Raw genomic sequence first — 23256 nt, 5'->3', positions numbered from 1 at the left:
GAACCATCCATGACAATCAAGCAGGACCTCCGGCACTTTACGGACATCTCGGCGCTTTCTTCGGGTGATTTGCGCTCCATTCTGGAAGATGCGCGGGCACGCAAGACACGGCTGAAGGCCGGCAACATCGAAAAACCGTTCGCCGGCAAGGTGCTTGCGATGATTTTCGACAAGCCTTCGACGCGTACGCGCGTTTCCTTCGACGTTGGCATGCGCCAGCTGGGCGGCGAGACGATCATGCTGACGGGCTCCGAAATGCAGCTCGGCCGTAGTGAGACGATCGCCGATACAGCCAAGGTATTGTCGCGGTATGTCGATATCATCATGATGCGAACGACGACACATGAGCGCCTGACGGAGATGGCAGAAAATGCCACGGTTCCGGTGATCAACGCTCTGACCGACGACACGCATCCTTGCCAGATCATGGCCGATATCATGACGTTCGAGGAACATCGCGGACCGGTAGCGGGCAAGACCTTTGCCTGGACTGGTGACGGCAACAATGTGCTGCATTCTCTCGTCGAGGCCGCGGCCCGCTTTGATTTCAATCTCAATATCGCAACGCCGGAAGGCAGCGAACCTTCCGGCAAATACCTGGAATGGGCGAGGGGTGCCGGCGGCAGGATCAAGCTCACGACCGATCCTGTTGCCGCTGTGAAGGGTGTTGATTGCATTGTCACCGACACCTGGGTGTCGATGGGACAAGAAGGCCGCGCACGCGGCCACAATGTATTCATGCCCTATCAGGTCAATGACGCATTGTTGAAGCACGCTAACCCCGATGCGCTGTTCATGCACTGCCTGCCGGCTCACCGGGGCGAAGAAGTAACGGATGCGGTCATCGATGGACCGCATTCCGTGGTCTTCGACGAAGCGGAAAACCGTTTGCACGCTCAAAAGGCGATTCTCGCCTGGTGTCTCGAAGGAGGTCGCCCGCTTGTCTGATACCGCCATGCGCCCCGATGAGTATATTTTTGCTGGCGACGACGCTGTCGTGCCCTTCCAGGTTGCTGAACTGGATGCGCGCGGGCGCGCGGTCCAGCTCGGTCCAACCCTTGATGACATTTTGAGCCGCCACGATTACCCGGAGCCGGTCGCCAAACTCCTGGCAGAGGCAATCGTTCTTACCGTGTTGCTTGGCACATCGCTCAAATTTGATGGCAAGTTTATTTTCCAGTCGCAATCCGACGGCCCGGTTGACATGCTGGTTGTTGACTTCCGTACGCCGAATTCGGTTCGCGCTTATGCTCGATATGACGAGGAGCGTCTGGCGGAGGCCATAGCGGAACACCGGATCTCGCAAGAAGAGCTGATGGGAAGCGGAACGCTTGCTCTCACAGTCGATCAGGGTGAGTACACCCAACGCTACCAGGGTATCGTTGCGTTGGACGGTTCCAATCTTGAAGAAATCGCCAAGACCTATTTCCGCCAGTCCGAACAGATTCCTACCGATGTGCGGCTCTCTGTCGCCAAGTTGATTGAGCGGGGTGAAGACGGCAGGCCAGTGGAGCAATGGCGTGCCGGCGGATTGATTGTCCAGTTCCTGCCCGAGTCGGAGCTGCGGATGCGCCAGCGTGATCTTCCGGCTGGCGACGCGCCCAACGCAGACGAAGATGACGACAACCTTGTTGAGGATGATGACTGGGCCGAGGTCAAGGCACTCGTTGCGACGATCGAAAGCTCGGAACTGACCGATCCGCAGGTTGGTGCCGAACGACTGCTATACCGACTGTTTCACGAACGTGGCGTTCGCGTCTTCGACGCCGTTCCGGTGAACGACGATTGTTCCTGCTCGCGCGAGAAAATCGCTGGCGTGCTTTCGGGATTCACTGCCGAAGAAATCACGGACAGTATTGAAGAAGGCAAAATCAGTGTGACCTGTGAGTTCTGTTCGACGCAGTATGAATTCGACCCCGCCGAGTTCCTGCCGAAGAACTGAGGACAAGGAAATGCCATCATGGAAGTAAGAGACAGCAATGGCACCGAACTTCAGGATGGCGATTCCGTAACCCTGATCAAGGACCTGAAGGTCAAGGGCACGTCAGAGACCATAAAGCGCGGTACGCTTGTCAAGAATATCCGGCTGAACGGCCGTGAAGGTGAGATCGAGTGCAATACCAAGCAGGTCAAGGGCCTTGTTCTTAAAACCGAATTTCTGAAAAAGGCTTGATCAGCCCCGCATTGGCGCCGTAAGTTCGTGGGCAACAGCGACCACGATCAAAATCACGATAAACGCGCAAATGATCAGCCAAAGTGGCCAGGCTCTGGTCGATTTTTTTGCCAGCAAGCCGACGATCAGGCCGGGTATCAGCACCAGCGCGAGCAATTGGCTGATGGCCTCGACGCCGGTTTTGAGGCTGGGCAAGGTATAGCCAAGGAAAAATGCGCCGATTGCCAGCGCGAAGGCGACAACAGAGCAGGCCAGGGCCTTGGTGTAAGGCGATTGCGTCCGTTCAATTTCGATCATCAATTCAATGTCCGCAACTGGTCAGGGAGGTCAAGGGAGAACGCCGGAATTTCGATGTCAAAGCGGTCACCGTCATTGGTCTGCATTGAATAGCGTCCAACCATGACGCCAGACGTCGTCGTCAGCGGACAGCCGGAAGAATACTGAAAACTATCGCCAGGATCGAGGATGGGCTGCTCGCCAATCACGCCCGGCCCGCGCACTTCTTCTACATGGCCATTGCCATCGGTAATTTTCCAGTAGCGTGCCCGCAACTGTACGGTAACCTCGGATTCATTTGCGATGGTAATTCGGTAACCCCAAACATAGCGGTTCTCCTCCGGATTGGACTGCTCCTCCAGATAGAACGGTTCGACGGTCACTTCGATATCGCGCGTGATAGCTTTATACATACCTGCTCTCAGTCTAGGGTCCTGACCCTATGTCCCTGATATCGCGGCTCAAAGCCATCGCGTCAACCACTCTGATATTGTATTGAATTAAAACCTTCGTGAACCGCCGCTTATATTGTTAGTGTGATGGTGAAACTTGCTCAGTCTCGAGAGAAATCGTCATGATGACTTTGGAAGAGTTTGCGGAAATGGCCCTTTCTTTTCCGGAGAGCATGCAGGGGAAACACTTCAGTACGACTGATTTCCGTGTTGGTGGAAAAATTTTCGCAACTTTGCGTCCTGACAAGGAGTGTGGGGTATTGGCGCTTTCACCGGGCGATCAGGCACTCTTACGGGAAACGTCAGCACACATATTCGAGCCGGTTCCGGGAAGCTGGGGCGAGAAGGGTTGGACCTTTGTGATGCTGCATACCGCCGATGCGGATGCAGTACGCCATGCCATGGCGATGGCCTGGAAGAAGGCCGCGCCGAAATCCGTCTCGACGCGGCACGTCCTGTGACTCAGCGAGCGGCCCTGAGCGCCGTATCGAGGTCTTCGATCAGATCGTTCACATCTTCGAGCCCGATCGACAAACGCAGCAGCCCGTCGGAAATGCCGAGTTCGGCACGTGCCTCATCGGTGAGGTTCTTGTGCGTCGTTGTGGTCGGATGTGTAATCAGGCTCTTTGAATCACCCAGATTGTTGGAGATCTGGATAATTTCCAATGCGTTCTCGACGTTGAATGTTTCCCTCTTGCCACCCTTCACTTCAAACGCAATCAATGTAGAGCCGCCGCTCATTTGCTTGGCGATGATGTCCGCCTGTGGATGGTCCGCCCGCCCCGGATAGAGAACTTTGGCAACAGCAGGGTGACCAGCGAGGAAGTCGGCGATCTTTGCCGCGTTCGCCGTTTGCTGCTGGACGCGAACGGTCAACGTTTCGAGTCCTTTCAGCATCACCCATGAATTGAAAGGGCTGAGGCCTGGCCCGGTATGGCGAAAATATTCGTGAAGGTTCTCGTCGATCCACTGCTTGTCAGAAAGGATCACTCCGCCCAAACAACGGCCGTGGCCGTCTATGTGTTTGGTCGTTGAATAGACGACGATATGCGCCCCCAGCTCCAGGGGCTTCTGAAACAGCGGCGTCGCGAAGACATTGTCGACGATAAGCTTGGCGCCGACGGAATTGGCGACATTTGCAACGGCGGCAATATCGATGACTTCCAGCGTCGGATTTGTGGGGCTTTCGAGGAACAGCACCTTGGTATTGGGGCGGATGGCACTCTCCCAATTTTCGATCTTCGAGCCATCAATCAGCGTGAAGTCGACGCCATATCGCGGCAAGAGCGTCTCGATAATATAGCGGCACGAGCCGAACATGGCGCGGGCTGCAAGGACGTGATCTCCCGCCTTGACCTGACAAATGATGGCCGCAGCCACCGCTGCCATGCCCGACGCCGTGGCGCGCGCGTCTTCCGCGCCCTCGAGAGCGCACATGCGCTTTTCGAACATGTCGGTCGTCGGATTGGCGTAGCGTGAATAGATGAATCCTGGCTCTTCGCCCTTGAAGCGGGCCTCCGCGGCCTCTGCGCTGGGGTAGACAAAACCTTGCGTCAGAAACAGGGCTTCCGATGTCTCACCGAAGCCGGAGCGCAAGGTTCCGGCGTGGACAAGATTTGTTGCGGTGCGCAGCTTGCGAGTGGTCGTCTTGGTCATCGTCTTCTCAATCTGCCAGAATCTGGCCAACAAAAAACCGGCCTTGCGTGAATCGCAAAAAGGCCGGACGAGACCGGGCCTCTTTTAGCAAATTATTTTACGTGGCTGCAAGCCGGCCGGCCAAATCACCACGGGATAAAATTGCTTTAATCCTCTTGGCGGCTTGCGTCAATCGGGTGAGACGCTAAAGCTTTTGTCTCTTTTAGTTGGTTTTGGCGGATGACATGTTGAGACGTGAAGCGGGCATTCTGGCGGATAGTGGTATCAGGGCGCTGCATCAGGCAGGCGCGCTTAAAACACAACGCGACTTCGATGGCGACCAGATCCAGCCGGCAAGTCTCGACCTGAGGCTCGGATTTAAAGCCTATCGGGTTCGCGCCAGTTTCATGCCGGGACCGGGAACGCCTGTGATCGACAAGCTGGACCGCCTGAAGCTGCATGAAATCGACCTGACCGAGGGGGCGGTACTGGAGACCGGGTGCGTTTATATCGTGCCGCTTCTGGAGAGCCTGAGCTTGCCACCCGAAGTCTCGGCCTCTGCCAATCCGAAGAGCTCGACCGGACGTCTCGATATTTTCACGCGGGTCATAGCTGACTGCGCACAGGAGTTCGACAAGGTTCCCGCCGGTTATCACGGACCACTCTATCTCGAGGTCAGCCCGCGCACTTTCCCCATCGTTGCGAGGACCGGCTCGCGACTGTCGCAAATCCGGTTCCGAACCGGGCGTGCGCAACTTGAGGAAACCGAACTGGCGGCGTTGCATGCCGCGGAAACGCTGGTAGCTTCCGACACACCCAATATTTCCGGCGGCGGCATCGCCTTGTCAATTGACCTGACGGGAGACAAGAACGGGCTCGTCGGTTATCGGGGCAAGCACCACACCGGCGTCGTCGATGTCGACAAGCGCGGCGTGCATGACCTTTTCGATTTCTGGGAGCCGATTCACGATCGGGGCGCACGCGAACTGGTGCTTGACCCAGACGAATTCTATATTCTCGTTTCTCGCGAAGCGGTGCATGTGCCACCGCTTTATGCAGCTGAAATGACGCCCTTCGATCCGCTTGTGGGTGAGTTTCGCGTTCACTACGCCGGATTTTTTGATCCCGGCTTCGGGCATACGGCAGCGGGAGGAACTGGCAGCCGCGCCGTCCTCGAGGTACGCAGCCACGAAGTGCCGTTCATATTGGAGCACGGTCAGATTGTCGGCCGGCTGATATACGAGCACATGCTGGAGCGGCCCAGAGCGCTCTATGGCACCGATCTCGGTTCGAATTATCAGGCGCAGGGGCTGAAACTTTCCAAGCACTTCAAATGATTGCAGGAATGGGAATAAAGTCGGACGTACTATCAATCCTGGAACAAATACGGTTGACTATCGGTCGCTTGTGCTCTTGATTTGCGATAACGGTCCGCGGGTGTAGTTCAATGGTAGAACGGCAGCTTCCCAAGCTGCATACGAGGGTTCGATTCCCTTCACCCGCTCCATCCCCGCCCCACGAAAACAAAACTAAACATGGGCTCACCTTGAACAGACCGGCGTATCGCCGTATGTGAGAGGCGTAGCAGTTTCGCCAATGTCGGAGAAGAAATGTCGGACGGAATAAACCGCTTTTTGGGCGATACGCCCGGCCGCGTCCTTGTCAAACTCATTCTCGTCTCGCTGGTGGTCGGCGTTGTCATGAGCGCGTTTGATTGGTCTCCGATGGATATTCTCTATGGCATCGAGAATTTCGTCCGCCGCATATGGAATCTGGGCTTCGGCGCCATCGAGCGCTTTGCCGCTTATTTCCTGCTTGGCGCGGTGGTGGTTATTCCATGCTTTATCATCTTGCGGTTGCTGAGCTACCGGCGCTGACCGCAGAATTCCGCTCAATTCGGCTCGAATGAGCCACAATTTCTGGCTACGGGCATGTGGTCCCACAGGAATTGCCCGCTCATGTCCGATAAGAATTTCCATTGTTCCCGGCGCATCTTTCTCGGTTTCGCCGCAGCCTCTGCCTTGTTTCCGTTGGCCGCTTGCCAGACCGCGATGCGCACACTGGGAAAGAGCGACGGCGCATCTGCATCCGCCAGTTCAAACATGCAGGCGATCCGCTCGGCCAATGGGCTAGGTGCACTGTCTGCCGACCCTCAGCTTGAGGGTGCCGCCCTGCAGCAAGCACGTTACATGGCAAGCGCGGGCCGTATGAGCCATACAACGAGCTGGGGCCGCGGCTTCGCCTCTCGTGTTCGAGATAATGAAATTCGCGGCATCGCAGCCGAGAATATCGCGATGGGGGGTATGGATCTGGATGAGCTGTTTGCGCGATGGATGGCGTCGCCGCCGCACCGGCGCAATATGCTGGACCCGAAGTTCACCCGGTTTGGCCTCGCCTACGCGGAATCTGCAAATGGCAGGACCGAGCGTTTTTGGGCCCTGGTACTGGCCAGCTAAGTGCTGAGAATCCTGTAGGCTGCAATTGCACTGGAAAACATTGCGATCCGGTGGCATACAACATTGACAACCTTGCAGGTTGCAATCTCCGGTGCCCCTCATGACGATCGAAGTGTCTACTCCGCCAGGATCAAAGATTGTTCGCCCGTTTGAGGTGACCAACCGCCTGATGCTCGCGATTACGATCCCGGTCATGTTGGCTTCCCTGACGACGCCACTGCTTGGTCTGGTCGATACGGCCGTCATCGGCCAGCTAGGCGATCCACATCTGCTCGGTGGCCTTGCCATTGGCGCACTTGTTTTTGACTTCCTGTTTTCCACCATGAATTTTCTACGCTCTGGCACCACCGGTCTGGTGGCGCAGGCTTTGGGGCGGCATGACAATGTGGAGCAGGAGGCGATATTCTGGCGCGCGCTCGGAATCGCCGTGATCGCGGGCTCGCTCTTCATAGCTGCGACGCCATTGGTGCTCCAGGCGGCGCTCAGCTTCATGAACCCGGACAAAGCCGTGGCCGATGCCATGTCGACCTATGTCTCCATCCGCCTTCTCTCATCGCCGATGGCCTTGGGCAATTTCGTTGTGCTCGGCCTGTTGTTGGGGCAGGGCAAGGCGATGCAGGGCCTCTATCTCCAGCTTCTGCTCAACGGCGTCAATGTGGTGATGACCATTTGGCTGGGACTGGTTTTGGGCTGGGGAGTTGCCGGTATCGCGTGGGGCACGGTGCTCGGCGAAAGTGCCGCGCTGCTGGTCGGCCTTTCAGTGGTTTATCTGCAGTTCCGTTCTGTACCCAACCCGTCTCGGGCGCGGATTCTCGACATGCATGAAGTCCGCCGCATGTTTACGGTCAACCGCGATATCATGCTGCGGTCATTTCTTCTGCTGATCGCCTATGCCTTTTTCACACGGGCCGGAACAGAAGCAGGAGCCGTGACGCTCGCAACCAATGCTGTGCTCATGAATTTCCTCCTGATTTCAGGCTATTTGATTGATGGTGTGACGACAGCTGCAGAACAGATTTCCGGACGCGCGGTTGGTGCACACTATCGTCCGGCATTCGATCGTGGTGTGAAGCTGTCATTCCTGTGGGGGATGATACTGGCAACGGCGATGGCGCTATTCTTTCTCACTTTTGGCGATGCGATTGTTGCATTTCTGATCAAGTCCGGCGATGTCCAAGCGATGGCATCGCTGTATTTGCCCTGGGCAGCTTTGGCGCCGGTCGTCGGTCTGCTGGCTTTCCATATGGACGGTGTGTTCATCGGCGCAACATGGTCGCGCGACATGCGCAACATGATGATCCTGTCGCTGATCGGTTACTTCGCCGCTTATTTCATCCTGCCGCTATATCTGGGCAACCACGGCCTTTGGCTGGCGCTACACCTGTTTCTCGGCCTGCGCGGCCTTTCACTCTTGTCGATTCTGCCAAGCCGGGCCCGACTGCAATTTGCCGACTAGGTGGGGATCGCTTTTCCAGCCCAATAGGCGACATCGCAGTCCCGTAAGGCGGCAATGGTGCTGATACCGTCGCGCTTCATGGCCGCTGACATATCCTTGACGACCATGCCCGCCAGGCCAGGACCCTGAAAGATCATGCTCGTGTAGAGCTGAACGAGATCGGCGCCAGCACGAATTTTCGTGATTGCGGTAGCGGCGCTGTCAATGCCGCCGACACCGACGAGCGGCAATTCGGCGCCGACACGCTGGCGCATCTTGGCAAGGAGGATTGTCGAGCGTTGGAACAGCGGCACACCGGAAAGGCCACCCGCCTCTCCGGTTGCTCTCGAGCTCTTGAGGCCAGTGCGCGAGAGCGTCGTATTGGAAATGATCAATCCGTCCAGAGGGTGCAGCGCGATTTCAGCGGCGATATCATCAAGGCTGGCTTCGGGGAGATCCGGTGCGATCTTGAGGAAGACGGGGCGCCTGACACCGGATTGGACTTCGCGTGCCTCAAGCACCCTGCCGAGCAGCTCCTTGAGGCCGTCGCGGGCCTGCAGATCGCGCAATCCTGGCGTATTGGGGGAGGAGATGTTGACCGTGAAATAGCTGGCAAGTGAGTAAAACTTCCGGATGCCAGCCACGTAGTCGGCGACGCGATCGGTGGAATCCTTGTTGGCACCGATGTTCACTCCGACAATACCCGCATGAGAACGCCGGGCACTAAGACGGCGAAATGCCGTTTCATGACCTTCATTGTTGAAGCCCAGGCGGTTGATCACCGCGTTGTCCTCAACAAGGCGGAAAATCCGTGGCTTCGGATTGCCGGATTGGGCCAGCGGCGTGAGCGTGCCTACTTCGGTGAAGCCAAACCCGAGGTTCAGCAGCGCATCTGGCACTTCCGCGTTCTTGTCGTAGCCCGCGGCCATGCCAAGCGGGTTGGGGAAGCTTAAGCCCGCGACAGTCACGCGCAGCGCTGGGTCGTTGTGTGGCGCGCAGCCTGGCACCAGGCCAGTCTTCAATGCTTTGATCGAAAGACCATGGGCATCTTCGGGATCGAGAGAGAACAGTACCTTGCGGCCGATCGACCGGAACAACCCGCTCATGCCTGAAGCTCCGGAAATTGGTGCCTGCCATCGCCGCCGAGCGGTAAAGGCCGGACCCAGGCCACCGCATCGAGTGGCAGAGTTGCATAGAGATGAGGGAAGAGGTCTCCGCCGCGGGAGACTTCATATTTGAGCGCATCGCCCAGCCGATCGGCTTCAACAGCTATCAGCAGCAAATCGTCCTGCCCGGCAAAATGCTTTGCAGCCGTCTCAACCGCCTGCGCCGCAGTTGAAAAATGGATGTAACCGTCCGCATGATCGATTGGAGCGCCGTCAAACGCACCTTTCGCTTCGGCAGTCTGCCAAAGCGCGCGCGGAGCAATTTTGTAAATGATATCAGTCATAAGCGCATTTACTAGACGCAAAACCGCAATGCGCAAAGGGTAGAGTGGGCGCGGGTAACAGAAAACTCGCCCGATTTCCGATTTTCGGCGTATTATTTAGCCACGCTTGCCAACTACCAACCCTGGAGGTCGATCCATGTCACGAACGCGCACTTTGTTCTTCGCTCTTGCGGCTGGATCCCTATGGTCATGCGCTGCGATTGCCCAGGAAACAACGACATACACGCTGGAACGAACAGACACCGGCTATGTCCGCATGAACAACAAGACCGGCGAGATGTCGATCTGTCAGGAGAGGTCTGGGCAGCTCATATGCAAACTTGCCGCCGAGGAGCGAACCGCTTACGACGAAGACATTGCTGACCTCAAAGTGCGGGTAGCAAAGCTCGAAGCAACAGTGGCGAGCATGGGTAAGATCCCGCCCGTCGTGCGCGATGCACTCCCATCCGACGAAGAGTTTGAAAAAGGGTTGAGCTACATGGAGAAATTCATGCGCCGTTTCATGGGAATTGCCAAGGAATTCGGATACGACAACAAGGATACGAAACCCGAGCAGCAGACCACCCCCCAAAGGACATGATGCTGACTGTAGATGGCAGGATGGTGGCAGGAGCCTGACTCGGTCTGGACCAGTTTGTTCTTGATTTGTTCGCCAATTTGGTAGACTTTAGTCGCTCAGGATCTTCTCTGGGAGCGGTAAAATGATTGCAGTGCCAACACTGATTGGAGAGGTATCGATCAGGCTTTTTGTGCGCCATGGTGACCAGCAGAAGGCCCTGGATTTCTATGACAATGTGTTCGGGGCAAAGGTCGTTGGCCGGCCCTATCTGCACAACGGCGAACTGATCGCTGCCGAGTTGCGCATGGGGGCGTCGGTGGTCATGATCGTCGGAGCAAACCCCAAGCGTGATGCGGATGCGTCGCTTGGCGGACCACGGTCCGTTCATGCAATTGGCGCCACTCCAGTCATGCTCGATATCCATGTGGACGATGTTGATCGGGTAATGCACCACGCGGTAGCTGAAGGCGGCAGCGTCCGCAACGAGATCGAGACGCTGGATAGCGGGGATCGCGCAGGAGTGTTGATCGATCCCTTTGGTCACCTATGGGTCGTGAAGTCGCGGCTAAAGCATTTGGCCGCATAGAAAAGCAACCGGACGGGAACGGCCGGCTGCAGAACTGTCGTCAGGTCGCAAACCGTTTGGTCGCATGAATCAATTCATGAATGATGCCGGGTTCGCTGACCGCATGACCGGCGTCCTCGACGATGCGCAGATCGGCTTCCGGCCAAACCTTCTTCAAGTGCCAGGCGTTGAGCAAAGGCGTGCACATGTCGTAGCGGCCATGGACGATTACACCAGGTATGTCGCGGATCAGGTGCGCATTGCGCAAAAGGTGATCGTCGGTGTCGAAAAACCCCTTATGCTGAAAGTAATGGCATTCGATGCGCGCAAAGGCGATGGCAAAGTGGTCGCTGGCAAAGGCTTCTTCACGTGCCGGATCAGGAAGGAGCGAAAGGGCGGACCCCTCCCAGCGCGCCCACAGCTTGGCGGCAGCCAGTTGAATCGCAGGATCCGGATCGGTGAGCCGTTTGTAATAGGCCGCGATCATGTCATCGCGCTCTTCCTCCGGAATATGCGCTTGATATGCTTCGAAACGATCGGGATAGATAATGCTGGCACCATTGGAGTAGAACCAATCGATCTCGAAACGGCGGATCATGAAGATGCCGCGCAAAATCAATTCGCTAACGCGTTCCGGGTGCGTCTGTGCATAGGCGAGCCCTAAAGTCGATCCCCATGAACCGCCAAAAACCTGCCATTTGTCGATACCAAAATGGGTGCGGATTCGCTCCATGTCAGCGACCAGATCCCACGTGGTATTTTCGTTCAGTTCCGCGTGAGGGGTCGACTTTCCACAGCCGCGCTGATCGAACAGGATGATGCGATACCGCTCCGGATCGTGCAGGCGCCGCATCGTCGGATTGATTCCACCCCCTGGACCGCCGTGGATCATGATTACCGGCTTGCCGTCCGGATTACCGCATTCCTCCACATGAATACTGTGCAGTTCAGATACTTGAAGCATCTGTTCCGTTGAGGGCTGGGTCTCAGGGTAAAGAATATTTGTGATCATGCGTCCCACTTTCAATAATAATCCCCACGATGAATATCGCTCGGGAATGAGGTTTTGCCAAGGCGTTTGAATGGCCTAGCCTTGGTTGCAGGGAATCCCGCATCGTTTGAAGCTTTGACGTGCACCAAATTGTTCTTGATATATCAGTCGAATTGGATTTAGTCGTTAGCATTAGAGCTTTTGGATTACGACTGCTGCAATTTCAGCAATAAGGACTTTAAGATAATGAAATATAGATTTGTTATTGTCGATGACCATCCCTTGTTTCGCGGAGCGCTGAAGTTGGCGCTTTCGTCATCGAAAGACGATGTTGATATTGTCGAAACCGGTGACCTCGAAAGCGCGAAGGTTCTCCTTCAAACCTCGAGCGATATTGACCTTGTGCTTCTTGATCTTGCCTTGAACGGCATCGGCGGTCTGACCGGCCTCGTTAGTTTGCGCGCACTCCAGCCAACAGTGCCTATTGCCATCGTCTCGGCGACGGACGATCCTTTGACTGTGCGCGCTGCACTGACGCTCGGCGCATCGGGATTCATATCCAAATCCTCGAGTCCCGAATTGATCAATGATGCGGTCAGAGCCATTCTCGATGGAGAGATCTGGTCACCTTTGACATGCGGCGAGGAGGGTGAACTCGATCCGGAAATAGTGGAACTGATTCGATGCATGCGCAAATTGACACCGCAGCAAGGTCGCGTACTTGCCATGATGGCCGACGGCATGCTGAACAAGCAGATCGCGCACGAGCTCAACGTTTCCGAAGCGACGATCAAGGCGCACGTTTCCGCCGTATTGTATAAACTCGGGGTTGAAAGCCGTACCCAAGCGGTCATCCGGCTCGCGCGGTTCAAAGAGGATGTTGTCCCGGCCGAGCCTCCCGCAGCCTGAATTACTGACTTCATTCGACCGTATAAGTCTGCCGAAAATGGGAGAGGAGTGCGCGCAGAACTGCCGGGCGGACAGGTTTGTTGATGATTGATACATCTTGTGCGGTTGCGCGCTCGCGCAATGGATCAGAACGGTCGGCTGTGATCAACGCGGCCGGGATTTCACGCGCGAAATGCTCCCGGACAAATCTGACGAGCTCAAGTCCGTTTTCCTCTTCAAGATTGTAATCGGCAAGGACTACATCGGGGGCGGCGCCATGCTCCAGACAGTATGCGCGCAAGGCGTTACCACCGTTCATTGACAGAACGTTGCAGCCCCATGTTGTCAACAATTCCCGCATGCCGGCCAGGGATTGCGCGTTGTCGTCGATACACAATACCAGAAGCCCGGTCAGCGCGCCCGGCGGCCTGAGCATCATTAGCTCTTGATTGGCGGGCGGAGATGGGAGCTTCGAAGCCGGCAGTGTAACGGAAAACACCGATCCCATTCCGACCGTTGACTGAACGACGATAGCGAGGTCAAGAACTTTCGCGATGCGTTCAACGATGGAGAGACCAAGGCCGAGCCCGTCGGATTCCCGCATTCCATCCGAGAGACGGGCAAACTCGCGAAATATATACTCCAGTTTGGATGTCGGGATGCCGATACCTGTGTCGAAAACCTGAAATTTGACCGTCGCACCTTGCCTGCGCACGCCAACGAGCACAGATCCAGACCGGCTGTACTTGATGGCGTTGGATACCAGGTTCTGGATCAATCTTCGGAGAAGATTGCGGTCGGTCACGACCACCGCGGAACTTGAGACAACACGTAGTTTCAGGCCCTTTTCACGCGCGGCCGGTGAAAAATCCCGCGCTATCTGCTGCAGCAGCGTATCGAGACAAAAGACGGAAATGACGGGCTTCAGCGCACCCGTATCCAGGCGCGAGATATCGAGCAATGCGTTGATGATCGACTCGACCGCCTCGAGTGACGTGTCGACATTATTGACAAGCTCCTTCTCACTGGAATTTCCTAGCCGCTCCATCAGCGAGGAAGCGTAAAGCCGCGCAGCATTCAATGGTTGAAGAATGTCGTGCCCGGCATCAGCCAGAAACCGGGTCTTGCCGATATTGGCTTCTTCGGCGCTGCGCTGTGCGTTGGCCAGCTGCTGGTTTGCGCGGGTAAGTTCTTTCGTGCGGTCGCGCACCCGTAGTTCCAGGGACTCGTTTGTCTGACGCAGCAGCCTGTCTGCATTCACAACGCTGGTCACGTCGGTAAAGGTGGTTACCAGACCACCGTCAGGCATGGAGTTCGAACGGATTTCAATCGTTTGACCGGTGTTCTTGAGCTTGATTCGCCATGGTGCTGCAAAGCCGGTGAATCTTTCGACGAAGGTTTGACTGGTAAAACCAGCAAGGTCACCGCGCTCAAAAAGGCAATAAACGATCGAACGGAGTGGCGTACCCATCCGCTGCAGTTCCTTGGGAAGATCAAGGATAAGCCTGAATTGGGTATTCCAGCAACTGAGCCGGAACTGCGGGTCGAACACGCTGATGCCTTGATCCATTTGGTCCAGCGCGATCTGCAGAAGGTGCCGGTTCTGCGCCAGCGCGCCGGTTGCATGATCAAGCAGTACCTGCGCCCGCCGTTGCGCTATGCCGGTCGGTCCCATGGCCAGCGAGAGGATCATGCGGGCCGATGGCGAGCCGACAATTCCCGATAGCAATTGTTCGGAAAAATGAACGGTTTTGAAATCGGCCGGGTCCGCGCCTTCGAGTGATATGTTTTCATCCCTGTGAAAGGCTGCGAACGCGTTATCGGTTTGCTCGCCGCCGATATATTTCGATATTGTCGTTTTAAGTTGATCGACTGTAACGCTGGGTTGGAGACTACCGATCGCACTCAAGGAGTGGGTGTTCTCCGCAATGAAAGCGGATGCCTGGATGCGCTCGAGTGGGGTTGCACTTTTAGAGAGCGACCCGATCACAAACAATGTCAGATTGGCGGACAAGCTCCATATCAGACCGTTGACGTAGGTGCTGGCGTCCAAACCAAACAACGCCTGCGGACGGAACACCGACAATCCAAACGGTCCATCCGTCAGCAGAAATGACGTCGTGTCGAGCATGGTCGGCAATATCATTGTATAGACCCAAAAGCAGAAGCCTCCCAGCATCCCCCATATCGCGCCGCGCGCAGTGCCTCGCCGCCAGAACAATGCCCCCAGAAACGGCGGTAGAAGCTGCATCATCGCAATGGCTGATACCAACGCCAGTCCTGTGAAATCGACATGCCCGATGATGGTAAACTGATAGGCAAGAGCTACCAGCAGAATTCCGAGGACGGCGGCCCGCCTCAGTTTGGGGATGGTTCTGGCAAAATTGGTTGTTTGATTTGGCGAGACTCGCGAAGCCCGCTTGAGCAAAACAGGCAGAAGAAGATCATTTGAAATCATGACCGACAGGACAATCGACGGGAAAATAACCATGGTGGTTGCCGCTGACAATCCACCCGCAAACGCCATGACCGCAAGCCAATATTGTCCCGCGTGGAGTGGCAGGGAAAGAAAATAGAAATCGGCCGATGCGTGCTCCCCGAGGATGGCTGGACCAATCCTTGCGAGCGGGACAACGAATAAGCCCGCAAGCAAAAGAGTCAGGGGGATAAACCACCGAGCCGTGCGGAGCTCTTTGGCGCTTCGGTTTTCCACGACAGTCAGATAAAATTGGCTCGGCAGTAGCAGAACCGACGAGGCTCCGATGAGAACCAATGCGATCAGGTTACCTGCTGACACATTCATTTGAGGCACGGGAAGAGCTGCTTCAGAGCTGGCAACCCGGTGCAGGACTTCGGCGGGCGGACCGAAGAGAAAAGTGGTCACGGCAATTCCAATGAACAGGAACGCGACGAATTTTATTACAGTATCAACCGCAAGCGCGTGAAGAAGCCCGTCATTGCGGTCCGTGAGATCGGTCGAGCGCGTGCTATGGGTAATTGTGAAATAGCCAATACCAAGGACCATCAGCAACACCAGCAGATGCTCATCCATTTCATCGTTGTGACGGTGTGGATCGTAAACGCCCCCAAAAACGTCAAACAGGTAGTGAATCGCCGTCATCTGCAGCGAAATGTATGGAATGAGGCCGATCGTTGTGATCAATGTAACGATCGCCGCGACCGAAAAGCTCTTTCCGTATCGTGCTCCGATAAAATCGGAGATCGACGCAATACCCTCTGATCTCGCCAGTTCGACAATCCTCAGCAGGAGCGGGAAGCCGAGCGTAAAGACCAATACGATTCCGATATAGAGGCCGATAAATTCAACGCCATATTTTGCGGCATAGCCGGTGGAGCCGTAATACAACCAAGTGCTGCCGCTCGCGGCGACGCTCAACGAATAAAGGAACGGACGTGATAGATTGCTCTTGGTTTCAGTCTGACGATCAGCTGTTTTGATCGCCGAGTACTGCAACAAAAAATACAAGAGTGCGATTAAGATGCCAGCCCAGCCCGTCATGGGCCTCAACCTTCCGTCAGTAAGCGTAACCGCTTCGGTCCGAGTAGACTTCCCGTCATTGGCGTTACAAAATATACGCCAAAGCAACCCTCAAATCCCGTAGAGCAATCAAACTTTAAGTTAATATTCTCAAATCTTCTGCTAATGTCCGGCCGTGCTTGGGATAGCATCACCGAGGACAATAATTTGCATTAACACACAATACTGGAGAGTGGTATATCATGCTGAAGGAATTCAAAGAATTTGCCTTGAAGGGAAACATGGTTGATCTCGCCATAGGTGTGATCATCGGTGGTGCTTTTGGCAGACTGGTTGAGTCGATTGTGGCTGATCTCTTCATGCCCATCATTGGCCTGATGACGGGCGGCATTGATTTTTCCAATCTGTATTTCCAGCTTTCGGGCGCGCCCGCTCCCACTTTGGCTGCCGCCCGGGAAGCTGGCGCTACGATCGCTTATGGCAACTTCATTACTCTTCTCATCAACTTCCTGATTATCGCATGGGTTCTGTTCATAGTGGTCAAGGCAATGAATCGTTTCAAAAAGAAGGAAGCAGCGGCCGATCCTGCTCCGAAGAAAGAAGAGATTCTGCTCACGGAAATCCGCGATTTGCTCGCCAAGCGCTAAGGGCAGATATCGCACTGTATTTGGACCCCGGCCCTGTGCCGGGGTTTTGGTCTGTAATGTCAGCGTCTGTCAGCAGATCATCATTCCCAATGATGGAAACATCACAATTATACGCGTGCCAAACAGAACCGGTTGCGATAGGTCTGCCAGAAAGTGAGCGGAGAAAATCGAATGGGTCTTGTTCAGCATTTGCGTCACGAAGCTGCCGTTGCGCCGGAAAGCGGCATCGTTGCCGTAATGAATCATGGCCGCCGGCAAGAAGGGGTTATTCCTCTTTGGGCAGGTGAGGGTGATCTGCCGACACCCGATTTTATCCGTGAGGCCGCGAGCAACGGGCTTGCCAATGGCGAGACCTTCTACACTTGGCAAGCAGGCATCCCGGAATTACGGCAGGCCCTCGCCAATTATTACAAGCGGCATTTCGGTGCGGACCTGCCTGTGGAGCATTTCTATGTCACCGGTTCAGGTATGCAGGCGATTCAGCTGGCTATCCAGGCAACGGCAGGCGCCGGTGATGAGGTTGTCTATCTCTCGCCCGCCTGGCCCAACTTTGCCGCCGCCGCCGGTATTGCAGGCGCGACGCCAATTCCCGTCATACAGGATTTCACCGGTAATGGCTGGGGTCTCGATCCGCAAAAGATACGCGATGCCATCACGCCAAGAACGAAAGCATTGTTCATCAACACGCCGTCAAATCCGTCGGGCTGGACCGCCGATATCGATACACTCAAGGAAATCCTTGCCATCGCCCGTCACCATGGGCTGTGGATCATCGCCGATGAAATCTATGCCCATTTTTGCTATGGCGCGCGCCGCGCCCCATCCTTCCTTGACATCATGGATCCGGATGAGCGCATAATCTTCGTCAACAGCTTTTCGAAGAACTGGGCGATGACAGGCTGGCGTGTCGGCTGGATGACCGTGCATCCGTCGCTCGGCAAAACGATGGAAAATCTCATCCAGTATTCAACCTCCGGTGTTGCGCAGTTCATGCAGCGCGGCGCGGTAGCCGCACTTGAACAAGGTGATGATTTCATTCGCATGCAAGTGGAACGGGCCCATAAGGCGCGTGACATTCTCTGCGCGAAACTCGCTGCGACGGGCAGGGTGCGCCTCTCTCCACCGGCCGGCGCATTCTATTTGTTGTTCGGTATTGAAGGCATCACGGATTCCTACCGTGCGGCTTTCGATATTGTCGATGAAGCCAAAGTTGGTCTTGCGCCCGGCACCGCATTTGGAGATGGTGGCGCGGCCTTCCTGCGGCTATGCTTTGCCAGACGGTTAGATCAGGTCGAGGAGGCAGCAGATCGCCTCGCAGACTGGATCAGTAAACGTTGACGTCAAATTTCCCGCATCTCGATAACACCCGGGCCGCTATCCTTTCATTGTTAATTTCAGCTGCCGGCGCATTGGTCGCCAGGCAGATCGGTCTGCCTATACCCTTTCTGCTCGGCTCGACGATTGCCGTAACGACAGCATCCCTGTCTGGAGTTCGTATCCACTTGCCGGACTGGCTAAGGGTCTTTGTATTCTTCACACTGGGTATTCAGGCCGGTTCAGGCGTTTCTCCGGGTACCATCGATCAGATGGTCTCGTGGCCCGTCAGCTTCATGATGCTGTTCGTCGCGTTGGTCCTCGTTACAGGGCTAACCTATTTCATGCTGCGCAAGGGTTTTGGGTGGGATGGTCCAACAGCACTGTTTTCATCGCTGCCGGGCGCGCTGTCCTTTGTTCTGATCGCGGCGATGGGGACCAAGGCGAATATGGTCAAGATCACCGTGATCCAATGCGTCCGGCTATTGCTGCTTATCGGTTTTCTGGCACCACTTCTCGCAATCATCGCCAGAAATGCACCGCATATGGTCGTGGAGTTGAATTACGATTGGACCGTGCAGGAAGCTTTGATCTTGCTCGCTTGCGGTCTTGGTGGTGCGATCCTGGGGCACTTCAGCCGCGTGCCGGGCGGCATGATGCTTGGCGCTCTCGTGGCCAGCGCCCTCTTGCACGGCATGTCCATCGTCACGGCGGTCGTTCCGCGCTCGATTGCGGATATCGGCTTGATCGTTCTGGGTGTGCTGATCGGCTCACGCGTCGGCGCGGAGCACAGAACCCAGCTGTTACGCTATCTGCCAGCGGCTCTGTGTGCCTTTGTGGTAGGGACGGTTGCGTCCCTTTTGGCGGCCTTCATGGTCTGGTATTGGCTCGATATTCATCCCGCGCAAATCGCGCTTGCCTTTGCCCCCGGCGCGCTGGAGGCCCTTACGGTGATTGCATTTTCGCTTGGTGTCGACCCATCCTACGTCGCTTCGCATCATGTCGTGCGCTTCCTGATGATAGCATTCGCCGTGCCATTTCTTGCGCGCTGGTTACGCGATGACAACGCGAAAAACTAAAACCGGCGTCTCGGAAGGAGCGCCGGTTGTAAGTTCGCAGGTAAAAGGAGAAAATTTTCTAGCCGCCTGCCTTTGATACGGCCAGCGTCACTACCCGTTCGCTGGTCTCGATTGCCGGAGCACTGTCCTTTGAAAACGGTATGCCAAGTGCCGTCCAGACCTCAACCAAAGCATCCTTCAGCTCGATCACGAGTTCATTCGAATGGAACGGTGTCGGTGTTACACGCAGACGTTCCGTGCCGCGTGGTACGGTCGGATAGTTGATTGGCTGAATGTAGATACCATGAAGCTCGAGGAGGCGGTCGCTAGCCTTCTTGCACAATTCAGGATCCCCCACATGGATTGGAACGATGTGGGTATCTGACTTCATCACTGGCAAATTGGCTTGCGCCAGCACGTCTTTGGTAAGCTGTGCCTGACATTGATGCATCCGGCGCTCTTCCTGCGACACTTTGAGGTGCCGTATCGACTGAGTCGCAGCTGCAGCAATAACGGGCGGAAGGGCGGTCGTGAAAATAAAGCCGGGAGCATAGGAACGAACAGCATCAATCACCGTTTTCGGTCCGGCAATGTAGCCACCGAGCGTTCCGAATGCTTTGGCGAGTGTGCCTTCGATAACATCGATGCGGTCCGACAGACCTTCGCGATCAGTGATGCCGCCGCCGCGATTTCCATACATGCCGACCGCATGGACTTCGTCGATGTAGGTCATGGCATTGTATTTTTCGGCAAGCTCGGCAATGGCTGCAACCGGAGCTATATCGCCATCCATCGAATAGATCGATTCGAACACGATCAGCTTCGCGCGCTCTTTGCCGGCTGCGGTCAGCAGCTCTTCCAGATGCGCAAGATCGTTGTGACGGAAAATCTTCTTCTCCGCACCCGAACGGCGTACGCCTTCGATCATCGACGCATGGTTCAATTCGTCGGAGAGAATGAGGCAATTCGGCAGAAGCCTGGCGATAGTCGAGATCGACGCTTCGTTGGAAACAAACCCGGAGGTGAAAACCAGCGCGGCTTCCTTCTGGTGAAGATCAGCCAGCTCGATTTCGAGCTCAACCAGCGGATGGTTATTGCCGGAAATGTTGCGCGTCCCACCGGCGCCGGATCCCATGCGGCTCGAGGCATCGTGCATGGCGGCGATGACGTCGGGATGTTGCCCCATGCCGAGATAGTCGTTTGAGCACCAGACGGTGATTTCGCGTGTTGCTTCCGCTGTACGCCAAATCGCACGCGGGAATTTACCCACGATCCGTTCCAGATTGGCAAAGACCCGGTAGCGCTTTTCAGCGTGCAGCTGGTCAATCGCGTCTTCGAAAAACCGACGATAGTCCATGAATTGCTCCTGTATCATGAACTTACTAGCGTTTTTGCCCGGTAAAATCCATGATGAGAATATGGGCAATTTGCCACGGCTTTGGCGAAACTCTAACCACTAAATGTTGAAGCTGGGCAAAAATCGTGAAATTCCGGCGAAACGCGAAACCGGCTCGACGGCAACCAAAATCTTGGCCGAGCAAGGTTGATACGGTTTGCGCCAGCTCCGGAAGTTGACCGATCACCCAGGGCATACTTTTCGCTCACCTTGCCCGAAACTACTGTAGTACCTTCGTCAAAATTAGACGTAAGTTGCATAGAGTTAGCTCGACAGTCGGCTTTGCAGGCCTGATGAAATCCGGCAAGATCGTTTCGGGGCAACATAAATGGAGATCAAGGGGCTGTGCCAATGACCGTGCTAGTGACCGGTGGTGCCGGATATATCGGCAGCCATATGGTCTGGGAACTGCTGGATGCTGGGGAATCCGTTGTCGTCCTCGACCGGCTATCAACTGGGTTTGAATGGGCGGTGCCTCGGGAGGCGAAGCTGGTGGTTGGTGATATCGCCGACCAGAGTCTGGTTCGCCAAATCATTGAACGCAATTATGTCGACGCGGTCATCCATTTTGCCGGGTCGGTAGTCGTGCCGGATTCGGTCCGGGACCCACTGACCTATTACGAAAACAACACAACGAAGTCGCGGTCGCTGATTGAGGCTGTCGTAAAATCAGACGTCAAGAATTTTATCTTTTCATCGACTGCGGCCGTCTATGGCGATGGGGGCATAAAGCCAGTCACCGAGGATGTGCCGCCCCAGCCTGAATCTCCGTATGGCGTGTCGAAGCTGATGACCGAGTGGATGCTGCGCGATACGGCGGCCGCCCATGATTTCCACTACACGGCGCTGCGCTACTTCAATGTCGCCGGTGCCGATGTCAAAGGGCGCACAGGGCAGTCGACCAGAGGCGCGACCCACCTTATCAAGGTTGCCTGCGAGACGGCGCTTGGCAAACGGCCTTATATGGAAATTTTTGGGCATGACTTTCCGACGCCCGATGGAACATGCGTGCGTGACTATATACATGTCAGCGACCTCGTAGCAGCGCACCGCCTTGCTCTCGAGCGCCTGCGCGCTGGTGGCAGCAGCATGGTCGCCAATTGCGGATATGGCCGCGGCTATTCCGTGAAGGAAGTGATCGAAAGCGTGGAACGCGTGCATGGATCACCAATCGATGCGCGCCTGACCGTACGCCGCCCAGGCGATGCAGCCTCGGTTGTGGCCGACAGCAACAAGGCGCGTGCCAATCTGGGCTGGGAACCCAAACTGGATGATCTCGACACAATCGTCGAGTCAGCCCTCAAATGGGAAAAAGCACTGCAGCATCGCAATACGAAAAGCTGATCCTTTGTGAATAAATAGCGGGTGCGTCGGAGAGCCACATTGTCACAAAAGCTTCAAGTCTAGAAAAGGGGAACCTTCTTCGTAGGGATGGGTTTAGTCTACGAAGCAAAGTTGGAGCTTATGCGATGGACGGTAACGACCGTACCTACGAAAAACAACTCTCACGGATCCTGAGGCGACAGATCTCCCAATCGTCTTACAGATCGGCGATACGCGCGGCAGGCATTTATAAGATCGAAGATACAGTCCCTGAAAGTCTTCTTGATCAATTGAAGCGACTCGATGATGCCGAGCGCGCCCGTCGCGGCTAATATTGAAACTGAGTTTTTACTGAATAGCGATGAAAGAGGCGGGTCGAAAAACCCGCCTCTTTCACGACCAGCGCTAACCCTTAGGCGGCAAGCGCCAGGTCGCTTGTATAATCAAGAGCAGAAGAAATAGCCTTTGCTTCTGCTTCAGGGCCCATCGCAACACCTTCGATGCGGACAACTTCAACGTCGGTCATGCCAAGGAAACCGAGAGTCGCTTTGAGGTACGGCGTGGCATGATCGAACGAGGCAGCAGGGCCACTCGAATAAACGCCGCCGGAGGCAATTACCACATATACCTTCTTGCCGGTCACCAGACCCTTCGGGCCATCGGCGCCATAGCTGAACGTCTTGCCGGCACGCGCGATGTGGTCGATCCAGGATTTCAACGTCGAGGAAATGTTGAAGTTGATAAGGCCGGTCGCAATGACAACTGCGTCGGCTGCAAATAGCTCATCGACAATCGCATCCGATACGCCGACCACGCTCTGCTGCTGAGCGGAGCGCGACTCGGCCGGTGTATAGATACCGGAAGTATAATCGGCATCGATATGCGGAAGCGGGTTATTCGCAAGGTCGCGGGTGACAATCTTGGCGCCAGGCGTCTTGGCCTGCAGCTTCTGTGCAAGTTCGGTTGCGACGCGCGTCGAATGGGATGCAGCACCACGGGGACTGGATGTTACGAGAAGTATGGAAGACATAGCCTAAGTTCCTTCAGTTAAGTTGTCTCTGGGAAGAACAATCCGATGGCTGTAATTTGGTTCTCGACATCCATTTAGAAAACTGGGAAAATATCGATCCAATCCATCT

25 protein-coding genes, 1 tRNA gene and 1 riboswitch are annotated in these 23256 nt (G+C 55.6%); of the genes, 16 read left to right on the top strand and 10 right to left on the bottom strand.

Annotation, left to right across the window (positions count from 1 at the left end):
* The first annotated feature begins 9 nt into the window (after positions 1 to 9).
* From argF to CU103_RS13755, 3 genes are read left to right on the top strand one after another with little or no spacing between them, the layout of a single operon-like run.
* Positions 10 to 948: an ornithine carbamoyltransferase gene (gene argF, locus CU103_RS13765; protein WP_106664497.1), complete on the top strand. Its 939-nt coding sequence runs from the start codon at positions 10 to 12 to the stop codon at positions 946 to 948.
* A 7-nt stretch (positions 949 to 955) separates the two neighbouring features.
* A complete protein-coding gene (locus CU103_RS13760) occupies positions 956 to 1942 on the top strand; it encodes an Hsp33 family molecular chaperone (protein WP_106664496.1) in 987 nt (328 codons plus the stop codon).
* Positions 1943 to 1960: 18 nt separating this feature from the next.
* Positions 1961 to 2173, top strand: a complete 213-nt coding sequence (locus tag CU103_RS13755; protein ID WP_106664495.1) for an alkylphosphonate utilization protein — start codon at positions 1961 to 1963, stop codon at positions 2171 to 2173.
* Here the strand turns inward: CU103_RS13755 and CU103_RS13750 are convergent, their stop codons facing one another.
* Together CU103_RS13750 and apaG are read right to left on the bottom strand one after the other, a co-directional pair.
* Positions 2174 to 2470, bottom strand: coding sequence for a hypothetical protein (locus CU103_RS13750; protein ID WP_106664494.1), 297 nt, complete (start codon positions 2468 to 2470; stop codon positions 2174 to 2176).
* Positions 2470 to 2862, bottom strand: a complete 393-nt coding sequence (apaG, locus tag CU103_RS13745) for a Co2+/Mg2+ efflux protein ApaG (RefSeq protein WP_106664493.1) — start codon at positions 2860 to 2862, stop codon at positions 2470 to 2472. Before apaG ends, CU103_RS13750 begins: the two co-directional genes overlap by 1 nt.
* 161 nt (positions 2863 to 3023) lie before the next feature.
* Here apaG and CU103_RS13740 point away from each other — a divergent pair, with 161 nt between their 5' ends.
* Complete coding sequence (locus tag CU103_RS13740) at positions 3024 to 3362, top strand: MmcQ/YjbR family DNA-binding protein (protein ID WP_106664492.1); 339 nt, start codon at positions 3024 to 3026, stop codon at positions 3360 to 3362.
* A gap of 1 nt (position 3363) precedes the next feature.
* Here CU103_RS13740 and CU103_RS13735 read toward each other — a convergent pair whose 3' ends face one another.
* Positions 3364 to 4557, bottom strand: a complete 1194-nt coding sequence (locus tag CU103_RS13735; protein WP_106664605.1) for an O-succinylhomoserine sulfhydrylase — start codon at positions 4555 to 4557, stop codon at positions 3364 to 3366.
* A gap of 62 nt (positions 4558 to 4619) precedes the next feature.
* A riboswitch (SAM riboswitch) is annotated at positions 4620 to 4699 on the bottom strand.
* 82 nt (positions 4700 to 4781) lie between these two features.
* Between CU103_RS13735 and CU103_RS13730 the strand changes: the two genes are divergently transcribed.
* The 5 genes from CU103_RS13730 to CU103_RS13710 all read left to right on the top strand — a co-directional run bounded on the left by CU103_RS13730 (position 4782) and on the right by CU103_RS13710 (position 8448).
* Entirely contained in the window at positions 4782 to 5873 is a 1092-nt protein-coding gene (locus CU103_RS13730) for a 2'-deoxycytidine 5'-triphosphate deaminase (protein WP_106664491.1), read from the top strand.
* Positions 5874 to 5969: 96 nt separating this feature from the next.
* Positions 5970 to 6043: transfer RNA gene (locus CU103_RS13725), tRNA-Gly, on the top strand.
* Positions 6044 to 6146: 103 nt separating this feature from the next.
* The gene (locus tag CU103_RS13720) at positions 6147 to 6413 is read left to right on the top strand and encodes a DUF6460 domain-containing protein (RefSeq protein WP_106664490.1); all 267 of its coding nucleotides are present in this window, start codon (positions 6147 to 6149) and stop codon (positions 6411 to 6413) included.
* Positions 6414 to 6494: 81 nt separating this feature from the next.
* Positions 6495 to 6992, top strand: coding sequence for a CAP domain-containing protein (locus tag CU103_RS13715; RefSeq protein WP_106664489.1), 498 nt, complete (start codon positions 6495 to 6497; stop codon positions 6990 to 6992).
* Between the two features lie 100 nt (positions 6993 to 7092).
* On the top strand, positions 7093 to 8448 hold the full coding sequence (locus CU103_RS13710) for an MATE family efflux transporter (protein ID WP_106664488.1): 1356 nt from the start codon (positions 7093 to 7095) through the stop codon (positions 8446 to 8448).
* Here the strand turns inward: CU103_RS13710 and CU103_RS13705 are convergent.
* The gene (locus CU103_RS13705) at positions 8445 to 9533 is read right to left on the bottom strand and encodes a quinone-dependent dihydroorotate dehydrogenase (RefSeq protein ID WP_106664487.1); all 1089 of its coding nucleotides are present in this window, start codon (positions 9531 to 9533) and stop codon (positions 8445 to 8447) included. The two genes, CU103_RS13710 and CU103_RS13705, sit on opposite strands and share 4 nt — an antisense overlap.
* Positions 9530 to 9877 (bottom strand): DUF952 domain-containing protein, encoded by a 348-nt coding sequence (locus tag CU103_RS13700; RefSeq protein ID WP_106664604.1) that lies wholly within the window; start codon positions 9875 to 9877, stop codon positions 9530 to 9532. The genes CU103_RS13705 and CU103_RS13700 overlap by 4 nt, the downstream gene beginning before the upstream one ends.
* Positions 9878 to 10013: 136 nt before the next feature.
* Here CU103_RS13700 and CU103_RS13695 point away from each other — a divergent pair, with 136 nt between their 5' ends.
* Positions 10014 to 10457, top strand: a complete 444-nt coding sequence (locus CU103_RS13695) for a hypothetical protein (protein WP_106664486.1) — start codon at positions 10014 to 10016, stop codon at positions 10455 to 10457.
* Between the two features lie 121 nt (positions 10458 to 10578).
* Positions 10579 to 11022, top strand: a complete 444-nt coding sequence (locus tag CU103_RS13690) for a VOC family protein (protein WP_106664485.1) — start codon at positions 10579 to 10581, stop codon at positions 11020 to 11022.
* 40 nt (positions 11023 to 11062) lie between these two features.
* Here CU103_RS13690 and pip read toward each other — a convergent pair whose 3' ends face one another.
* Complete coding sequence (pip, locus tag CU103_RS13685; RefSeq protein ID WP_106664484.1) at positions 11063 to 12013, bottom strand: prolyl aminopeptidase; 951 nt, start codon at positions 12011 to 12013, stop codon at positions 11063 to 11065.
* Between the two features lie 225 nt (positions 12014 to 12238).
* On the opposite strand from pip, the gene CU103_RS13680 reads away from it, so the two are divergent.
* Positions 12239 to 12901 carry a response regulator transcription factor gene (locus CU103_RS13680; protein ID WP_106664483.1) on the top strand — a complete coding sequence of 221 codons (663 nt, stop codon included), beginning with the start codon at positions 12239 to 12241 and terminating at the stop codon, positions 12899 to 12901.
* Positions 12902 to 12911: 10 nt separating this feature from the next.
* Here the strand turns inward: CU103_RS13680 and CU103_RS13675 are convergent, their stop codons facing one another.
* On the bottom strand, positions 12912 to 16400 hold the full coding sequence (locus CU103_RS13675; protein WP_106664482.1) for a PAS domain-containing hybrid sensor histidine kinase/response regulator: 3489 nt from the start codon (positions 16398 to 16400) through the stop codon (positions 12912 to 12914).
* Between the two features lie 221 nt (positions 16401 to 16621).
* Between CU103_RS13675 and mscL the strand changes: the two genes are divergently transcribed.
* From mscL to CU103_RS13660, 3 genes are all read left to right on the top strand, one after another.
* Entirely contained in the window at positions 16622 to 17026 is a 405-nt protein-coding gene (gene mscL / locus CU103_RS13670) for a large conductance mechanosensitive channel protein MscL (RefSeq protein WP_106664481.1), read from the top strand.
* Between the two features lie 171 nt (positions 17027 to 17197).
* Positions 17198 to 18364 carry a pyridoxal phosphate-dependent aminotransferase gene (locus tag CU103_RS13665; RefSeq protein WP_106664480.1) on the top strand — a complete coding sequence of 389 codons (1167 nt, stop codon included), beginning with the start codon at positions 17198 to 17200 and terminating at the stop codon, positions 18362 to 18364.
* Positions 18361 to 19419, top strand: coding sequence for an AbrB family transcriptional regulator (locus CU103_RS13660; RefSeq protein WP_106664479.1), 1059 nt, complete (start codon positions 18361 to 18363; stop codon positions 19417 to 19419). Before CU103_RS13665 ends, CU103_RS13660 begins: the two co-directional genes overlap by 4 nt.
* A 58-nt stretch (positions 19420 to 19477) precedes the next feature.
* Here the strand turns inward: CU103_RS13660 and hemA are convergent, their stop codons facing one another.
* Both hemA and CU103_RS31080 read right to left on the bottom strand, forming a co-directional pair.
* Positions 19478 to 20755, bottom strand: a complete 1278-nt coding sequence (gene hemA, locus CU103_RS13655) for a 5-aminolevulinate synthase (protein WP_106664478.1) — start codon at positions 20753 to 20755, stop codon at positions 19478 to 19480.
* Positions 20756 to 20780: 25 nt separating this feature from the next.
* Complete coding sequence (locus CU103_RS31080; protein WP_146147795.1) at positions 20781 to 20990, bottom strand: hypothetical protein; 210 nt, start codon at positions 20988 to 20990, stop codon at positions 20781 to 20783.
* A gap of 155 nt (positions 20991 to 21145) precedes the next feature.
* Between CU103_RS31080 and galE the strand changes: the two genes are divergently transcribed.
* Positions 21146 to 22138: a UDP-glucose 4-epimerase GalE gene (gene galE / locus CU103_RS13650; protein ID WP_106664477.1), complete on the top strand. Its 993-nt coding sequence runs from the start codon at positions 21146 to 21148 to the stop codon at positions 22136 to 22138.
* Positions 22139 to 22529: 391 nt separating this feature from the next.
* Here the strand turns inward: galE and CU103_RS13640 are convergent, their stop codons facing one another.
* Positions 22530 to 23147: an FMN-dependent NADH-azoreductase gene (locus tag CU103_RS13640; protein WP_106664475.1), complete on the bottom strand. Its 618-nt coding sequence runs from the start codon at positions 23145 to 23147 to the stop codon at positions 22530 to 22532.
* Positions 23148 to 23256 lie beyond the last annotated feature (109 nt).

It is taken from the genome of Phyllobacterium sophorae, assembly GCF_003010965.1.
Taxonomy (GTDB): domain Bacteria; phylum Pseudomonadota; class Alphaproteobacteria; order Rhizobiales; family Rhizobiaceae; genus Phyllobacterium; species Phyllobacterium sophorae.
This window is presented reverse-complemented; position numbering and strand designations above follow the sequence as displayed.

Coding starts and splice junctions, on each gene's coding strand:
- argF (WP_106664497.1), top strand. CDS start 10: ATGACAATCAAGCAGGACCTCCGGCACTTTACGGACATCTCGGCGCTT.
- CU103_RS13760 (WP_106664496.1), top strand. CDS start 956: ATGCGCCCCGATGAGTATATTTTTGCTGGCGACGACGCTGTCGTGCCC.
- CU103_RS13755 (WP_106664495.1), top strand. CDS start 1,961: ATGGAAGTAAGAGACAGCAATGGCACCGAACTTCAGGATGGCGATTCC.
- CU103_RS13750 (WP_106664494.1), bottom strand. CDS start 2,470: ATGATCGAAATTGAACGGACGCAATCGCCTTACACCAAGGCCCTGGCC.
- apaG (WP_106664493.1), bottom strand. CDS start 2,862: ATGTATAAAGCTATCACGCGCGATATCGAAGTGACCGTCGAACCGTTC.
- CU103_RS13740 (WP_106664492.1), top strand. CDS start 3,024: ATGATGACTTTGGAAGAGTTTGCGGAAATGGCCCTTTCTTTTCCGGAG.
- CU103_RS13735 (WP_106664605.1), bottom strand. CDS start 4,557: ATGACCAAGACGACCACTCGCAAGCTGCGCACCGCAACAAATCTTGTC.
- CU103_RS13730 (WP_106664491.1), top strand. CDS start 4,782: ATGTTGAGACGTGAAGCGGGCATTCTGGCGGATAGTGGTATCAGGGCG.
- CU103_RS13720 (WP_106664490.1), top strand. CDS start 6,147: ATGTCGGACGGAATAAACCGCTTTTTGGGCGATACGCCCGGCCGCGTC.
- CU103_RS13715 (WP_106664489.1), top strand. CDS start 6,495: ATGTCCGATAAGAATTTCCATTGTTCCCGGCGCATCTTTCTCGGTTTC.
- CU103_RS13710 (WP_106664488.1), top strand. CDS start 7,093: ATGACGATCGAAGTGTCTACTCCGCCAGGATCAAAGATTGTTCGCCCG.
- CU103_RS13705 (WP_106664487.1), bottom strand. CDS start 9,533: ATGAGCGGGTTGTTCCGGTCGATCGGCCGCAAGGTACTGTTCTCTCTC.
- CU103_RS13700 (WP_106664604.1), bottom strand. CDS start 9,877: ATGACTGATATCATTTACAAAATTGCTCCGCGCGCGCTTTGGCAGACT.
- CU103_RS13695 (WP_106664486.1), top strand. CDS start 10,014: ATGTCACGAACGCGCACTTTGTTCTTCGCTCTTGCGGCTGGATCCCTA.
- CU103_RS13690 (WP_106664485.1), top strand. CDS start 10,579: ATGATTGCAGTGCCAACACTGATTGGAGAGGTATCGATCAGGCTTTTT.
- pip (WP_106664484.1), bottom strand. CDS start 12,013: ATGATCACAAATATTCTTTACCCTGAGACCCAGCCCTCAACGGAACAG.
- CU103_RS13680 (WP_106664483.1), top strand. CDS start 12,239: ATGAAATATAGATTTGTTATTGTCGATGACCATCCCTTGTTTCGCGGA.
- CU103_RS13675 (WP_106664482.1), bottom strand. CDS start 16,400: ATGACGGGCTGGGCTGGCATCTTAATCGCACTCTTGTATTTTTTGTTG.
- mscL (WP_106664481.1), top strand. CDS start 16,622: ATGCTGAAGGAATTCAAAGAATTTGCCTTGAAGGGAAACATGGTTGAT.
- CU103_RS13665 (WP_106664480.1), top strand. CDS start 17,198: ATGGGTCTTGTTCAGCATTTGCGTCACGAAGCTGCCGTTGCGCCGGAA.
- hemA (WP_106664478.1), bottom strand. CDS start 20,755: ATGGACTATCGTCGGTTTTTCGAAGACGCGATTGACCAGCTGCACGCT.
- CU103_RS31080 (WP_146147795.1), bottom strand. CDS start 20,990: ATGCCCTGGGTGATCGGTCAACTTCCGGAGCTGGCGCAAACCGTATCA.
- galE (WP_106664477.1), top strand. CDS start 21,146: ATGACCGTGCTAGTGACCGGTGGTGCCGGATATATCGGCAGCCATATG.
- CU103_RS13640 (WP_106664475.1), bottom strand. CDS start 23,147: ATGTCTTCCATACTTCTCGTAACATCCAGTCCCCGTGGTGCTGCATCC.